Genomic DNA, 14,948 nt, shown 5'->3' with positions numbered 1-14,948 from the left:
GATCGACCGGTTGAACGATTATCAGAACGATTCCGGGGTAGTATTCCACCGGAGGTTGCAGCCGACCTTCACCGACAACTCGAAGAAATGCGGAATGAATGGGAGAGAGATTTTTGATTGATACCAATGCCGCTATCGATTATCTGGCTGAACTGCTTCCTGCCAGCGGTCTATCTTTTATAGATGGCATTTTCGACTCCAATGGCGTTATCATCTCCGTCATTACGCAGATTGAGCTGATGGGTTTTCAAGCACCGGAAGCTTACTTAGATAAATGTCAAAAGTTAATCGATATTGCCAGCATCATTCTTTTAGCTGATTTAGCTACTATCGAACGCGCCATTCAGGTACGCCGGGAAACCAAAATAAAACTTCCGGATGCCATCATTGCGTCAACAGCATTGGTTCACAGCTTAACAGTTGTCAGCCGGAACGAGAAAGATTTTAGCCGGGTCGACGGGTTAAAATGGATCAACCGCATGCGCTATAGACAATGTTCAGAGGCCTGGTCCCTGCAAAATGACCAGGCTTTTTTGTATATTTATAGCAATCAACTTTTGAGCTCATGAAGTTTATTATATCATCTTCAGTTCTCCTTAAAAATCTACAGCACATTAACGCCGGTGTAGCTACCAACCACATCGTTCCAATATTAGAAGATTTCTTGTTCAGAATCGAAGATGGGACACTTAATGTGAAAGTAGACCTTTTAAAAACTTCAGAATCTGATAGAGATGGCACAACGGCCGTTCTCTTGCTCAAGGAATTGAGCAAAGTACACGAGACAGATGAAGTTGATGAATTGATTTTAGAAATTTATAAAGACAATAAAAAAATTTATAGTACTCATCACTATGATTTCGAGCGAATCGTCAGGAAGCTATTTATAGGATTAGGTTATGATGTAACTCCAACAAAAAGAACACGAGACGGCGGTTATGATATGATTGCTGTAAAAGAAGGATTAATTTCCACTAGTCACCTGATTGAATGTAAAACGCGTAAAAAATCTCCTTTAGGAATTGACGTAATAGAAAGGTTCTTATTTAAGATTAATGAACTGAAAGCCAGCACTGGCGTCGTGATTACTAATTTAAGATTCTCAGCTGATGTTATCAAAAAATATGCAACTAAAGCCTATCAGCATTGTTTAAAACTAATTGATGGAAAAGAGTTAGTCTCAATGATAAATAGTTACGTGCCAAAATTTTTTAGCCTTTCTTTATAAAAATTCTCTTGTAACTAACTGTGACGTATCAAAACTACATTTCCATTGATCCTAAATTCGCTTCGGACGCCCCTGCATTACGGGTAAGCGCATCAGCGTGTATGACGTACTGGGCTGGCTTGGCTTGGGAATGAGTCATGCCGACATTATCGAAGATTTTCCCGAATTAACCGAAGAGCAAATCCGGGCCTGTCTGCTCTACGCAGCTGACCGAGAGCGTAAAGTCCGGGTAGTTGTATAAGTGAATTGACAAAGTTGGTCAATCGATTGCCGAGAAAAATCGTTCACAGGACGACCTGGATTGTTGACCAAATCAATAGGTTACGTCTTGTCCTGGATGCCAAGGCACTTTGCCAGGCGCAGTTGACAAGTTAGTAGCACAGGAGTTATTTAGTCCACGTTCAGCAGTCGGTTTGACTCAACCAGGCATTTATTAAGCATCTACCTCGCCAGGCCGTCTCGTCGGGCACGGTCCCGGACGCGCTGGGCGCGGGCTTTGCTATCGGGGTGGGTCGATAGAATCTGCGTAACCTGCCCTCCTCCACCCCCTCCGCTGAGTTTAGCCAGTTTTTCGAAGGACGTAGCCAGCGCCAGCACATTGTAGCCGTTTCGCTTCAGGAAGTCATAACTGTAATCATCTGCTTCCGACTCCTGCCGACGGCTGAACGACGCGCTCAGCAAATAATCGGCGGCAGCGCCCAACTGCGAACGGGACAGTTTTCCCAGGGCACCGGACGTTGAAGCTGCCGCATTCCGAACGGCCGACCGACGTAGCGCGCTCTTCATGGCATCGCGGGAATCATGATTGATGACGTGGCCGATTTCGTGGCCCATCACCGCCAGTAGTTCGTTATCCGTCATGATGTCCATCAACCCTTTGAAGACGCGCACGCTCCCGTCAGCTGTGGCAAACGCATTGACATCTTTCACTTTGTAGACTTTGTAGTTAAGCGGCAGCCCGCTTACCTTATGATGGCGGCTGACGATCCGATTCAGCCGTTGCGTATACGGGTCGCTGGGGCCGGCTACCGGGTTCTGAGCATCCATCTGCTGAACGGCCTGGCGTGAATACTCAGCAACCTGCGCATCCGACAGCGTAGCGGCCTGAAGCGCTTCAATACCAGCCTGGAGCAGACTGGAGTTATCTTGTGCAAAACTTAGTAAAGGCAGACTAATCAGTAACAAAAGTGTGGTTATTCGTTTCATTGGCAGAACCTGCATTGTTTTATCGCAAACGTAATTCAGTAGATTGACTATATAACTGGCACAAAAGTTTACAGAACACGTAATTACGCCCATCTCACTATATTCAGATCAGCCACAAACAAATTTGCCTGAAGACAAATCATTGGGCATTTTTGCCGTGGATAAACCAACCAGCCCATGAACGAGCAATCCCGGAGAGAATTTGTTAAAACCAGCGTTGCCGCCGGACTCGGTGCCGGCCTACCTGCCACCGCCGTTGCGCCTAAAGAATTATTTGTCCATCACGTTCTTTTTTACCTGAAAAACCCTGGCAACAAAGCCGACAAAGCCAAACTGCTGGAGGGCCTGAACAAGCTGGCGAAATGCCCAACCATCAAAATGGTTCACATTGGCACGCCAGCAGCCACCAACCGCGATGTCATTCAGCGGGATTATACGTATTCGTGGTTGTGCTTCTTCGACAGTCCGGCCGATGAAGAAGCGTATCAGAAGCATCCCATCCACGACGATTTCCGAAACAACTACGCGAAGCTCTGGGAAAAAGTGGTCATTTACGACTCGATCGGCCCGAAGCGGTCATGAGGGTCATTCATGGTCAGTATTAGTCATTTATTGTCATTGGGTAGTCATTGATAGTCGTTGGTTGTTTGCTGCTAGTCGTTGAGCGACTAATGACTATTAATGACCACAAAAGACTAATTAATGACAATAAATCCCCCGCCTAACTAGCCGGTGGACTAACTACCGGTCCGGGCGGGGCGGCCTCAACGGCGGGCGATAAAGCAGGCGTGGGCTTACCACGTAAGAAGGACAGAAGCGCTCCTGTCAGAATCAACCCTGTCATGGTTAGGTAGGCATAGTGCATGCCGAGCAATTGGGCCGTTGGTGTTTCGGGCGTCACGTTATGCGCCAAAGCGTATCGATTTCTGGTGCTGTACCACACAGCCGCTGCCAGCGCAATACCCACTACGAAGCCCAGGTTGCGCATAAACGCAATCATGCTGCTGGCAATACCCCGCTGGTTCAGCGGTGCCGAATTAAGCGCACTGCTACTGTTGGGCGACTGAAAAAGCGCGAACCCAAAGCTCACCAGCGAACTCCGCCAGACAATATCTTTCCAGTCCCAGCTCGTATCGAGAAACGAAAAGGCAAAATAGCCACAGGCCGTAATCAGCAAACCGGTTGTTGAAAGCAGTCGGGTTGGAACCCGACTGGACAGATAGCCACCCAGGGGCGCGATGACGCTCAGCGTCAGGGGTCCGGCCAGCAGGACCAGCCCCGCCCGCTCGGGGTTCAGACCGAGCAGTTGCTGAAGAAAGAACGGAATAACAAACAGATTACCACCGGAAGCTACGAAGCCGCAGAAAGCCGCGAGGATAGCCGACGTAAACGGCCAGATCCGGAACAAGTTCAGTCGTAACATCGGTTCGCTGACCCGCATTTCCCAGAACAGGAAACCGCCGATCAGCACCCCGCCTACGGCCAGCAGACCAATGACCAGCTCGTTGTCCCAGCCGTAATCCGGCTCCGGACCAAAATCCAATCCCGTCAGCAAAGCCGTCACGCCCACCAGAAAAAGCCCTGCTCCCAATAAATCGAACCGCTGCCCGGTAACCTTTGGACTATCGGGCAGGATCGTCCAGGCTCGCCAGATGGCGATCAGGCCAATCGGGACATTGACGAAAAAAATACTCGACCAGCCAAATTTACCCAGCAACAACCCGCCGATGACCGGCCCCGCGCTGGACCCTGCAGCCACCACCGAGCCCATGAGCCCCAGCGCCTGCCCACGCTCTTTCGGATCGAAGGCATCGCTGATGATAGCCGGACCGATGGCGTAAATCATGGAAGCCCCCAGGCCTTGTACGACCCGAAAGCCCACCAGCGACCACAGATTCCAGGCGAGCCCACAAAGCAGCGACCCCAGTACGAAAACGCAGAAACCCGTGATATACAACTGCCGCCGACCGACCCAATCCGACAGTTTACCCATGATGAGTAAGGTACTGGTGGTGGTCAGCAGGTAACACAGCACGATCCACTCCACACTGTCGCCAGCGGCTAGCTCGCGCCTGATAGTAGGCAAGGCAATGTTCACAATGCTGCTATCGAGGGTCGACATGAACGTCCCGAACATAATCGTTCCCAGAATAATCCATTTGTTCGATGCCGACTTCGTAGGGGAGGCAGTTGGTACTGACACGGGCAAAACAGGTTTCTTCGGAAAGGTAACTGGCTAACGGAGCGGGTTGTTTGCGGCAGTCAGGCGCTTATTTGTTACGTAAATGCCACCGGCGCGACCAGTTGACGATGGATTGCTTATCTTACTACGCTTAATCATGGAATCAACAACCTCTACAATCTGATGAAAACCTCCCGACGCAGTTTTCTGCGCAAATCAACCCAAAACAGCCTGGCTATTCTTTCCGTTGGAAAACTCAGTTCCGACGCCCTGACTCAATTACCCAACGGTGCGAATCGGTCCGACGGTCAAAAGACTAAAGCTGCTGTCAAGCCTGATCATGTGATCCGTTCACTACCCGAAAACATGGTCTGGGGCTATTACGGAGCCGACGTGCCGCCGATTGCCAAGGTCAAAGACGGGGATGTGGTCGAGATTCAGACAGTCAATCCGTCGGGAGTTAGCCGGACCAACCCGGAGGAGTTTTACACCAAAAACAATCTGCCACTCGATCAGCATGCCCAGGAAGTCATCGCGATCCTGAAGAATGTCAAACCGGAGCCTTCCGGTATTCGCGGGCACATGCTGACAGGACCGGTTTACATCGAAGGTGCCCAGTCGGGCGATAGTCTGGAAATCCGGATTCTGGACATGACCTTTCCGGCACCATTTGGCGTCAACAGCGTCTGGCCCGGTGGCGGGGGCATTCCCGATGAAGTAAAAACCCGCGAAACCTTCGTGTATCGGTACGATATGAAGCGAAAAACGGCTTCGCTCAAAGATGGTATCGACATTCCGCTCAGGCCGTTTATGGGTGTCATGGCCTTATCGCCACCTGCCGATATGGGGCACCAGAGTTCAATTCCGCCTAATTTTTACGGCGGCAATCTGGATATCAAACACCTCACCAAAGGGTCGACGCTGTACCTGCCCGTATCGGTAGCGGGCGGTCTGTTTACAACGGGCGATGGGCACGGAGCGCAGGGAAATGGCGAAGTGAGTGGCGTGGCCATTGAAACGGCTATTAACCTGACCGTTCAATTCATCGTGCACAAAGGCAAAACTCTCAAGGTCCCCCGCGCCGAGACCCCAACGCATTTTATTGCTGTCGGGCTGGACAAAGACCTCAACAAAGCCATGAAAAATGCACTCTCCGAAGCCTGCGCGTTTATGCGGGATGAATTGGGCTTTACCTTCAACGAAGCCTTATCCATTGCCAGCACCGCCGTCGATTTCGAGGTCAGTCAGGTGGTCGACCAGACGCTGGGCGTTCACGCCATGATTCCGAAAGCGATTTTTACGAAGAAGAAATTTGACTATTGGGCTTGACACTTTTGAAACGTATCTAAAGGCAAACTTGTGAGCGTATCGACTGGCTATGAATCTGTTCGTTGACTGGGTTGTTCTGTTTCAATTTTTCTGCATTGTCCAGGGAATCACAACCGGGATCTGGCTGTTGACCAGCCGGACCCGGCAACCCGCTTTTTTCTGGCTGAGCTGGCTGGTGTTAGGCATGACCTTACAGGTGATCGACTACTGCCTGTCGCGCACCGGCGTATACGCGCAATATAACCAGTTGTATTTCCTGCCTTTATTTGTCTCGTGGGGCTTTGGACCCTTTCTTTATTTTGCCGTACAAAACTGGGTGCGCCAGTCCGTACAACCGAGCAGATGGCACCTGGTGCCTTTGCTGATTCAGGTGGTTTTTTTTGTCTTTGTAAGCGTGCATTCGCTGGACTACAAAACCTGGTTCTGGAAAACTGTTCACAAGCCTTACACGCGCTACGTAGATTACTATGGCATGTGTCTGTCCATGTTTATTTACCTGGGCTTAAGCCTGAATCAACTCAGGCAAGTACAGGATTCGCCCCGCTGGCTGCGCTGGTTTTTGGTTAGTTTAGGCATTTTTTACGCACTGGCGGTCATTGATCCTCTCATCAACCACTGGTATTTACCCAAGCGATACCCTAAGTTTTACCTGACAGAATTTGTTTTACCCGTTTTTACCTATTGGCTGGCGCTGATTGCCCTGGTCCGGAGCCGACGAGTTACACTTGCGAAAGAAAAAGCGGTGGCGGTCGTTCCGGACGGCCACAAAGAACGGGTTATACGGGCTCTGGAGCAGGAACAGCTTTACAAAGATCCGGATCTGACGCTGGACAGTCTGGCACGGCAGGTGGGCTTACCGGCCAACACCGTTTCGCAAACCATCAATTCAGGGATGGGAAAATCCTTACCCGACTATTTGAACGAATTGCGGGTGGCCGACGTGAAACGAAGCCTCGAGCGGGGCGACGCCGAACGGTTTAGCATTCTGGGTATCGCTCTGGAAGCGGGATTTCGCTCCAAAACAACCTTCAACAGGGTGTTTAAAGAACAAACCGGTTTGTCGCCCAGGGCATATCTGCAGATGTGCCAAACTACCCGTTGGGACGATCCGGGCCGATAAACCACCTACTTTTCGGCCAAAAACCCTGTATGAAACCATATTTTTCGATCCTGCTGCTTATGGGTAGCAGTTGCCTGGCCCAATCCATTCATCCGAAACAGCAGGCCGTAGAGCAGAGCCTGACAACCTATCTGCCCGTTGTCGGTCAGAAACGCTGGACTATCGAAGAGCGCATGAACGTATACGGCATACCCGGCGTCAGCATCGCCGTGGTGCACCAGGGTAAACTCGCCTGGGCCAAAGGCTACGGCTGGGCCGATACTACCCGCAAGATTCGGGTAACGCCCGAAACTCTTTTCTCGGCGGGGTCTGTGAGCAAACCCGTCGCTACCCTGGCCATGCTGCAACTGACCGAAAAAGGGCAAATGGTGCTCGACACGCCCGTCAATCGGTATCTGCGGTCCTGGACGATTCCGGAGTCGGAGTTTACCCGCACGCGGGCCGTCACGCTCCGGCAATTACTAAGCCATACGGCGGGAGCCACCCAGCACGGTTTCTGGGGTATTCAGCCGGAAGACCCGATACCGACAGTTCCCCAAATTCTGAACGGTGACTCGATTGCTCAGTCCCGCCGGATCGAGATCAACTTCGTGCCGGGCAGCCAGTGGCGCTACTCCGGGGGCGGGATGATGATTGCCCAACTGGCGGTCATGGACCAAACCCGGCAACCCTTCGCCGATTTTGTGCAAGACCAAGTATTCAGGCCATTGGGCATGCACCACAGCACGTTTGAACAACCGCTACCTGCCCGTTATAAACCACAGGCGGCCTGGGCGTATTGCCGACAAAACTGGTTTAAAGGTAAGCCATATGTTTACCCGCAACAGGCCGCGGCTGGCTTGTATACGACCCCAACCGATCTGGCCAAGCTGATGATCGAGGTACAGCGGGCTTATCAGTGTAAATCGGCCGTTCTTTCACGGGCTCTCGTTCGAGAAATGCTTCGGCCGCAGGCGCGTAATATTTTCGGTGGGTCGGGCTATAGCGTCGACCGTATGGCGCTGGACAGTACCGACATGGGGCTGGGCTTTTTTCTGACTCAACGCTCCGATGGGCGATCGGACCCGTATTTTTTTCATACGGGCCAGAATGCCGGATTTGTGAGTCTGTTTATGGGGAGCCTGCACGAAGGCAATGGAGTGGTGGTCATGGTCAACGAGAATGACGGCACCGATTTCATTAATGAAATCGTCCGCAGTGTGGCACAGGTCTACGGCTGGAAGAACGTCCTGCCCAATCCGATTCAACCGATCAGGCTATCACCTAGCCAGTTAGCCGACTACGAAGGTGCGTACAAGCGAAACGACGAACGCATTTATCTGACGCGGGAGGGCAACCACCTGATCCAGAAAGGAACGACCTGGCGGCTGGGCATTGCAGCCTATCCAGTGGCAACCGATACCATTCGCTTCACGGACTACGTGACCCGGGGTGTTTTCCGGCGCAATGCCCAGGGCAAGATTACGAGTTGTCAGGGGGTTCTTAATGGCAACGTCGTCTGGGAAATGGTTAAAGAAGAGTAACGGGATTATTTCGCCGTCACACGTACCACATAGGTGCGTACGGCTGTGCCGGGGCCCGCGTCGCCCATCTGCTTTTTGGCGAAAACCACATTGGCCGTACCCACCGTGACGCCCTTTATCTGAAAGGTCGTTGGGCCTGACGTACCGCGTTTCAGCGTATCGACGGCGGGAGCCAGTTGCTGGCGCGACACTTCCACCACTTCCTGATTGTCCGATGTACCAATCAGTTCGGATGTACCATCGGCGCTTGGACTGAGCCGAATTTCTTTGATTTCGCCGACCGTTACCTGCAACTTCTTCTGCGGTCCTGAGCCCGGCTGGCTGCCTTTGCTACAGGCAGTCAGCCAGCCAATCAAAAGCATTACGCCCACGGGCATTGACCAGAACCGATACGAAAGGGCGAAGCGCCGGACAGAAGTCGTTGATGTTGCCATGCCTCCTATAACTAAAGAGGGGGTCAACAGTTTTCAGGAATCCGTACGAGAATAGCTTTAACAAGCTGTTCAGGTTTTGAAAAGTGAGTGCGTTTGTCCTTGCGACGAAGGAGGAATCTTGAGGCAAATCAATTCCTAAGATTCCTCCTTCGTCGCAAGGACAAACTTACAGTCTGATCGTCAGTTAAATACCTGTTAAATTCTAAACCGGCTCATTGGTTAACTCCTTGGTTTTTCTACCTGCTCAGATTCACGGTCGTTTTGCCATCAAAACCCCTGCTTATCTGGCTTGGCGCCGGTAAAAAACGAATCCATTTTCTTCACCGGTTTTTCGGATGTCCGGCAGCGAGTCGAGCACGGTAGGCTGCTCGGACGCGTGGCGAATGAACCAGACGTCCTTATCGATGTTGCCCCGCAGCAGCCATTCGTCGTTGTAATAGTTCGGATTCGTGACGGGTGGTTTCTGGGTGTAGAAAAACGGACCATAGCTGTGGTAACCGTAGGTTCTCACATAGACATTCTGCCCCTGCGCCCGCTCGAAAAAGCGCATGGCCGCAGCCTGCGAGATGCCTTCGATCCGACCGATGAAAAACCACAGCGTTAGGGTAATGAAAACCGCCATACCGACAAACAGCGCCAGCGAAGCCTGGGCCGTTTCGCGCCGACTATACCAGATCAGCGTCAGCACCAGCACTCCGAACAGCCAGACGCCAGGCAGCACTTCCCAGCCCGTCCAGTCGATTTTCGCGGCTAGATTCCCCTGCGTAAATGGGTCCTGGTCGGCCACCGACTTGACCAGATCCATCCGGTGGGCCAGAATCGGCAAACCGACCGTAGCGACCACAAATATACCGCCCACGATCAGCAGGCCGGCGCGCATCCAGTTGTTGAACTGAATTTTTCGCTCTTCCAGTTGCAGCAGCGTCAGGGCAGCAAAGTAGGTTACCGGAAAGTAGCACAGCGAGGAGTAATGCACGATTTTGGATTGCACGATACTGAACAAAATCAGCACCACCCAGAACAGAATCAGCATCCATCGCCTGAACTCGCGCTGGTAGTTTCGCTCGATAAAGAGGGTTCCCAGCGCCCGTATTCCGAAGATCGACGCCGGAAAACAACCGACTAACAGCATAATAAAATGATAGCCTGGGAAGCCCACGTGCCCGGCGTCGGGCGTACTGAACAACCGGATGCTGTAGGCCAGAAACTCGCGCACCAGCGTTGGACCATTCAGGTAGATGTCCAGTCCATACCACAGCAGCGACCCCAGCGAAGCAGCCGCCGAAAAGGCCAGAAACTGCAGCGGGGTAATAAACCACCGAAACCGATTGAGCGCCCAGTAGGTAGCCAGCACCAGACCAATGATCAGATACGCAACGGGCCCTTTGGTCAGAATGGCCAGGCCCAGCACAAACCCACCCAGCAGGATATACGTCCACTCGCTTTTCGGCACGGTCATGGCGCCCCCGAGCCGTTCCCGTTTCCAGGACGCAAAAATGACGTTGACCAGACTGACGAAAATAAACAGGTTGAAAAACGGGTCGATGATGCCGGAACGGAAATACAAATGGGGCGTTACGGATCCCAGATACGCCAGCGCCCACAGCAGTCCGAAGCGGTGACCGTGTAATTTCTGGCCGAGATTATAGAGGTAAACCAAAGTAATGACCCCGCAGATAGCATTCGGCAGCCGGGCCGAAAACTCGTTGATCCCGAACAGGTTCATCATCATTGACTGAAGCCAGAAAAACAGCGGTGGTTTTTCGTAAAAAGGCTTAAAATCAATGTGAACGTGCAGGTAGTCACCCAGGGCAATCATCTCTCGGGCGCATTCGGCGAAGTTGATCTCATCCCAGTCGAACAGCCGGACGCCCCCCAGAAATGGAATAAAAAACAAGGCTCCCAACCCCGTCAGCACCAGCGAATAGAACAGTTTTTGGTTCATCAAATAACATTATAAGGGCAAAAAAGCCCTGGTTTCTGTCGAGAAAAGTCCGTAAAAATAGCCGAAAAAAGATTGCGGGGATTGACGATATTCGCGCCGACAACTTGACCATGTACTTCAACGACCCGTTATGCTCGCCAATCACCGATTTACCGACTTGCCGGCTTATGCCCAATTACAGGCTCATTACGAAAGCCTGAAAGACCGCCATATGCGCGATCTGTTTGCCGAAGACCCTGAGCGATTCAACACGTTTACGCGTCGGTTTGAGGATATCCTACTCGACTTCTCGAAGAACCGCATGACGACCGAAACCCTGGACCTGCTGCTTCATCTGGCCGAACAGGCGGAGCTGAAAGACGCCATTGGCAAGATGTTTTCGGGTGATAAGATTAACCGAACCGAAGATCGGGCGGTGCTGCACATTGCGTTGCGAAACCGCTCCAACACGCCAATTCTGGTAGATGGCACAGATGTGATGCCCGAAGTAAATGCCGTGCTGAACCACATGAAATCCTTTACCGAACGGATTCGCTCGGGCGAATGGAAGGGATACACCGGCGAGGCAATTACCGACATCGTAAACATCGGGATTGGTGGCTCCGACCTCGGCCCGGTTATGGTGACCGAAGCGCTGAAGCCGTATGCCGACGATAAAAAACTGCGGGTGCACTTTGTCTCGAACGTCGACGGGGTTCATATTTACGAAACCCTGCAAACGGTTCGCCCCGAAACCACGCTGTTTCTGATTGCGTCCAAGACATTTACCACCCAGGAAACCATGACCAACGCCCAAACGGCCCGGCAGTGGTTTCTGAACGCGGCCAAAGACGAAGCGGCCATTGCCAAACATTTTGCGGCCCTGTCGACCAATCAGTCAGCCGTGGAAAAATTCGGCATCGATCCCGATAATATGTTCGGGTTCTGGGACTGGGTAGGCGGTCGGTACTCGCTCTGGTCGGCCATTGGGCTGTCGATTGCGCTGTATGTCGGCTTCGATAAATTCGAAGAGTTGCTCACCGGTGCACATGCCATGGACACCCATTTCCACGACACCCCGCTCAATCAAAATCTGCCGGTTATTCTGGGACTGGTGGGCATCTGGTACAACAATTTCTTTGGCGCGCAAACCGAGGCCATTCTGCCTTACGACCAGTATTTGCACCGCTTTTCGGCTTATTTTCAGCAGGGCGACATGGAAAGCAACGGCAAATCCGTCGACCGCGACGGCAAACCGGTCGATTACCAGACTGGGCCGATCATCTGGGGCGAACCCGGCACCAACGGCCAGCACGCCTTTTACCAACTGATTCACCAGGGCACCAAACTGATTCCCTGCGATTTCATTGCTCCGGCCATCAGCCAGCGTCCAATTGGGGAGCATCATAAAATTTTAATGGCAAATTATTTTGCCCAGACTGAAGCCCTAATGAACGGAAAAACCGAGCAGGAAGCGGCCGACGAACTGCGCCAGTCAGGCAAAAGTGAAGACGAAATAAAAGCCTTGGCACCCTTCAAGATGTTCTCAGGCAACCGGCCTACTAACTCGATCCTGTTTAAGAAATTGACCCCCTATACCCTCGGTAGTCTGATTGCCCTGTATGAGCACAAAATCTTCACCCAGGGCGTTATTTGGGACATTTTCAGCTTCGACCAGTGGGGCGTTGAGTTGGGCAAGCAACTGGCCAGCCGCATCCTGCCCGAGCTTCAGGACGATGCGCCCGTCAGTACGCACGACAGCTCGACAAATGGGCTAATGAATGCATTTAAGAGTCTGCGAAAGAGCTAGTCGATTTGCAGTATGATTATAATTTCCGGATACCAATACCTAATTAAATTTTTTTAAAAAGTACCAAATATAAAAACATTGCAGCTTTCTGCCTGTTATTGGGGTGTAGCTTCGGTTACACCCTTTTTAATTTAACTCAACGTCTAAGTGTCACTATGAAACGTCAACGTACACTCCTGGCAATCTGCCTATGTAGCATCGGCATGGCCCATGCGCAAACTACAACTCCCTCATACTCAACTACGAGTACGAACACCAACGCTACGTACACTTCCCCGGTCACGACCGATAGTACGAATGCAGTAAGCAACACATCGCCCTCCAGCTCGATGTCGAACAGTAATTCGACGATGAACAACGGCACATCGACCAACAGCACGTATTCGACGAACAGCGCGGCTTCGCCTGCGTATGGAACGACGACAACCACCAGCACCGAAACTTACAGCAGCCCTCGTCGGGACAAGGCCAATGACTACAAAAACTTTGTATTCGGTATTTATGCTGGTCTGAACACCACCAAGTTCAAGGGTGAATCTGTCGACAATGGCAGCAACAGTAAACTGACGGGGCGGTTAGGCTATCAGGCCGGTTTCTTCGTACGGGGCGGTGGCCGCCTGTTCGGGCAAATTGGAGCAGAATATTTTGCCTCTAGCTCAAACTACTTCGTGGCCGGTTCGGGTCAGTCAGCGTCGAGCATCAAAGACCAGATCAACATCAAGTACATTCAGGTTCCGGTATACATCGGTTATAAGCTGACAGAATCGGATCGGGGTATTTCGGCCATTCGGGTACAACTAGGTGTGGAATATGCGAACCAGATCGGGTCGAGCAGCAATCAGTTCGGTAACCTGAATAACTTCCAGATCAAACAGGGAACCTTCAACGGCCTGGGCCAACTGGGCTTCGATGCAGGTCCGGTTTTCCTCGACCTGACCTATCACTACGGTTTCAGCAATGCTATTACGCAGGAATCAGGTTTCGCGAGTTCGCAACGCCGGATCCTGAGCGCCAGCGTTGGGTTCAAATTCTAAATCCAGCCTCATCGGTATAGCTGAAGAGCACGATTGAAGCAATAAAAGATTCATAATCAACTGATTTTGTTCTTTTACGCTCCGCATCTCTGCGAGCAATCGATTTACAAAGCCGCCTTATGTTAAGGCGGCTTTTTTATGATACCGGTTTTGTCTAAAAAAATTAAACGAACGTTTACATAAACATTCTCCGGTGAAGGCTAGTTGTAGCATTGAATACTCAACTTATTTGACTTATGAAAACTTTGACTAAAACAACTTTGCTGCTGGCAAGCCTCTGTAGCACAAGTTACGTATTCGGTCAGCAGAATTCTTACAATGACCGATACGATTACAACCGCTCCGACCGATATGATTACGACAGTCGTGACCAACGCCGTTATGACCGCCAGAACGACCGTCAGCGGGATAACGTCATTGACGAACGCCGGGAATACAACCGCCGAAACGAAGAATACCGGCGCTATGACAATCGGTATGAAGGACGCATCGGCGACAACCGGACGTTCGATGAGCGCGACTTGAGCCGGGCCTATGACGAAGGGTTTGAAGACGGCCAACGCAATGTCGAAGCCGAACAGCGGCAGGAACATCGCCAGAACTACAAACATTTCACGTTTGGTGTTTACGGCGGTGCCAACTCAACTCGTTTTGAAGGCGAAACCGTAGATGGTAAGGGACTAACCGGTCGTCTGGGCTATCAACTGGGCTTTTTCGTACGGGGCGGTGGCCGGATCTATGGTCAGGTCGGTGCCGAGTACCTGACATCGAGCTCGCAGTTCTATAAACCCGGTGATGGATCAGCGGGCAACGTGGGTGAAATTATAGGTAATATCGACCAGCGCTATTTGCACATCCCGGCTTATATCGGTGTCAAACTAGCGCAGTCGGAACGGGGTGTTTCGGGCGTACGGCTGGCTTTGGGTGCCGAATATGCAACCCCGCTGGGCACCGACAAAAACGATTTCAATCTGGGCAACGCTGATTTTCAGGCAGCTACCATCAACGGTCTGGCTGGGCTGGGTTTCGATGCGGGTCCGATCATGCTGGATTTCGTGTATCATTACGGTTTTGCCGATGTGCTGGCCAGTGGTAACAGCAAACGCCGGATTCTGGGCGTGAACCTTGGGTTTAAATTTTAAAAATAGCCGTCAGGCA

General features: G+C 51.6%; 14 protein-coding genes. 10 read left to right on the top strand and 4 right to left on the bottom strand.

The features are described from left to right. The first annotated feature begins 98 nt into the window (after positions 1-98). The 3 genes from ACYVC2_RS19640 (at position 99) to ACYVC2_RS19630 (ending at position 1,469) form a co-directional block, all read left to right on the top strand. Positions 99-569, top strand: coding sequence for a type II toxin-antitoxin system VapC family toxin (locus ACYVC2_RS19640; RefSeq protein WP_461104853.1), 471 nt, complete (start codon positions 99-101; stop codon positions 567-569). Then, positions 566-1,228 carry a restriction endonuclease gene (locus ACYVC2_RS19635; protein WP_461104851.1) on the top strand — a complete coding sequence of 221 codons (663 nt, stop codon included), beginning with the start codon at positions 566-568 and terminating at the stop codon, positions 1,226-1,228. Before ACYVC2_RS19640 ends, ACYVC2_RS19635 begins: the two co-directional genes overlap by 4 nt. A gap of 97 nt (positions 1,229-1,325) precedes the next feature. Further along, positions 1,326-1,469 (top strand): DUF433 domain-containing protein, encoded by a 144-nt coding sequence (locus tag ACYVC2_RS19630; protein ID WP_461104849.1) that lies wholly within the window; start codon positions 1,326-1,328, stop codon positions 1,467-1,469. A gap of 200 nt (positions 1,470-1,669) precedes the next feature. Here the strand turns inward: ACYVC2_RS19630 and ACYVC2_RS19625 are convergent, their stop codons facing one another. Continuing rightward, a complete protein-coding gene (locus tag ACYVC2_RS19625) occupies positions 1,670-2,434 on the bottom strand; it encodes a M48 family metallopeptidase (protein WP_461104847.1) in 765 nt (254 codons plus the stop codon). 177 nt (positions 2,435-2,611) lie between these two features. Here ACYVC2_RS19625 and ACYVC2_RS19620 point away from each other — a divergent pair, with 177 nt between their 5' ends. Continuing rightward, the gene (locus ACYVC2_RS19620) at positions 2,612-3,016 is read left to right on the top strand and encodes a Dabb family protein (protein WP_461104845.1); all 405 of its coding nucleotides are present in this window, start codon (positions 2,612-2,614) and stop codon (positions 3,014-3,016) included. A gap of 139 nt (positions 3,017-3,155) precedes the next feature. Here the strand turns inward: ACYVC2_RS19620 and ACYVC2_RS19615 are convergent, their stop codons facing one another. Next, a complete protein-coding gene (locus ACYVC2_RS19615) occupies positions 3,156-4,637 on the bottom strand; it encodes an MFS transporter (protein WP_461104843.1) in 1,482 nt (493 codons plus the stop codon). A 162-nt stretch (positions 4,638-4,799) separates the two neighbouring features. Here ACYVC2_RS19615 and ACYVC2_RS19610 point away from each other — a divergent pair, with 162 nt between their 5' ends. Genes ACYVC2_RS19610 through ACYVC2_RS19600 form a run of 3 tightly spaced genes read left to right on the top strand, consistent with a single transcriptional unit; the run spans position 4,800 to position 8,588 of the window. Then, positions 4,800-5,945 carry an acetamidase/formamidase family protein gene (locus tag ACYVC2_RS19610; RefSeq protein ID WP_461104841.1) on the top strand — a complete coding sequence of 382 codons (1,146 nt, stop codon included), beginning with the start codon at positions 4,800-4,802 and terminating at the stop codon, positions 5,943-5,945. Positions 5,946-5,994: 49 nt separating this feature from the next. Next, positions 5,995-7,065, top strand: coding sequence for a helix-turn-helix domain-containing protein (locus ACYVC2_RS19605; RefSeq protein ID WP_461104839.1), 1,071 nt, complete (start codon positions 5,995-5,997; stop codon positions 7,063-7,065). 29 nt (positions 7,066-7,094) lie between these two features. Beyond that, positions 7,095-8,588: a serine hydrolase domain-containing protein gene (locus ACYVC2_RS19600; RefSeq protein ID WP_461104837.1), complete on the top strand. Its 1,494-nt coding sequence runs from the start codon at positions 7,095-7,097 to the stop codon at positions 8,586-8,588. A 5-nt stretch (positions 8,589-8,593) separates the two neighbouring features. On the opposite strand, the gene ACYVC2_RS19595 is transcribed toward ACYVC2_RS19600, so the two are convergent. Beyond that, complete coding sequence (locus tag ACYVC2_RS19595) at positions 8,594-9,022, bottom strand: hypothetical protein (protein WP_461104835.1); 429 nt, start codon at positions 9,020-9,022, stop codon at positions 8,594-8,596. 280 nt (positions 9,023-9,302) lie between these two features. Next, positions 9,303-10,967 carry an ArnT family glycosyltransferase gene (locus tag ACYVC2_RS19590; RefSeq protein ID WP_461104833.1) on the bottom strand — a complete coding sequence of 555 codons (1,665 nt, stop codon included), beginning with the start codon at positions 10,965-10,967 and terminating at the stop codon, positions 9,303-9,305. Between the two features lie 130 nt (positions 10,968-11,097). Between ACYVC2_RS19590 and pgi the strand changes: the two genes are divergently transcribed. The 3 genes from pgi to ACYVC2_RS19575 all read left to right on the top strand — a co-directional run bounded on the left by pgi (position 11,098) and on the right by ACYVC2_RS19575 (position 14,932). Next, the gene (gene pgi / locus ACYVC2_RS19585; RefSeq protein ID WP_461104831.1) at positions 11,098-12,756 is read left to right on the top strand and encodes a glucose-6-phosphate isomerase; all 1,659 of its coding nucleotides are present in this window, start codon (positions 11,098-11,100) and stop codon (positions 12,754-12,756) included. A gap of 155 nt (positions 12,757-12,911) precedes the next feature. Further along, entirely contained in the window at positions 12,912-13,790 is an 879-nt protein-coding gene (locus tag ACYVC2_RS19580) for a porin family protein (protein ID WP_461104829.1), read from the top strand. Positions 13,791-14,026: 236 nt separating this feature from the next. Beyond that, positions 14,027-14,932, top strand: coding sequence for a hypothetical protein (locus ACYVC2_RS19575; protein ID WP_461104827.1), 906 nt, complete (start codon positions 14,027-14,029; stop codon positions 14,930-14,932). Positions 14,933-14,948 lie beyond the last annotated feature (16 nt).

The sequence above is a fragment of the Spirosoma koreense genome (assembly GCF_054777875.1).
Note: the sequence above shows the minus strand (reverse complement) of the source record. Positions and strands in the feature narration are given on the sequence as shown.

Coding starts and splice junctions, on each gene's coding strand:
- ACYVC2_RS19640 (WP_461104853.1), top strand. CDS start 99: ATGGGAGAGAGATTTTTGATTGATACCAATGCCGCTATCGATTATCTG.
- ACYVC2_RS19635 (WP_461104851.1), top strand. CDS start 566: ATGAAGTTTATTATATCATCTTCAGTTCTCCTTAAAAATCTACAGCAC.
- ACYVC2_RS19625 (WP_461104847.1), bottom strand. CDS start 2,434: ATGAAACGAATAACCACACTTTTGTTACTGATTAGTCTGCCTTTACTA.
- ACYVC2_RS19620 (WP_461104845.1), top strand. CDS start 2,612: ATGAACGAGCAATCCCGGAGAGAATTTGTTAAAACCAGCGTTGCCGCC.
- ACYVC2_RS19610 (WP_461104841.1), top strand. CDS start 4,800: ATGAAAACCTCCCGACGCAGTTTTCTGCGCAAATCAACCCAAAACAGC.
- ACYVC2_RS19605 (WP_461104839.1), top strand. CDS start 5,995: ATGAATCTGTTCGTTGACTGGGTTGTTCTGTTTCAATTTTTCTGCATT.
- ACYVC2_RS19600 (WP_461104837.1), top strand. CDS start 7,095: ATGAAACCATATTTTTCGATCCTGCTGCTTATGGGTAGCAGTTGCCTG.
- ACYVC2_RS19595 (WP_461104835.1), bottom strand. CDS start 9,022: ATGGCAACATCAACGACTTCTGTCCGGCGCTTCGCCCTTTCGTATCGG.
- ACYVC2_RS19590 (WP_461104833.1), bottom strand. CDS start 10,967: ATGAACCAAAAACTGTTCTATTCGCTGGTGCTGACGGGGTTGGGAGCC.
- pgi (WP_461104831.1), top strand. CDS start 11,098: ATGCTCGCCAATCACCGATTTACCGACTTGCCGGCTTATGCCCAATTA.
- ACYVC2_RS19580 (WP_461104829.1), top strand. CDS start 12,912: ATGAAACGTCAACGTACACTCCTGGCAATCTGCCTATGTAGCATCGGC.
- ACYVC2_RS19575 (WP_461104827.1), top strand. CDS start 14,027: ATGAAAACTTTGACTAAAACAACTTTGCTGCTGGCAAGCCTCTGTAGC.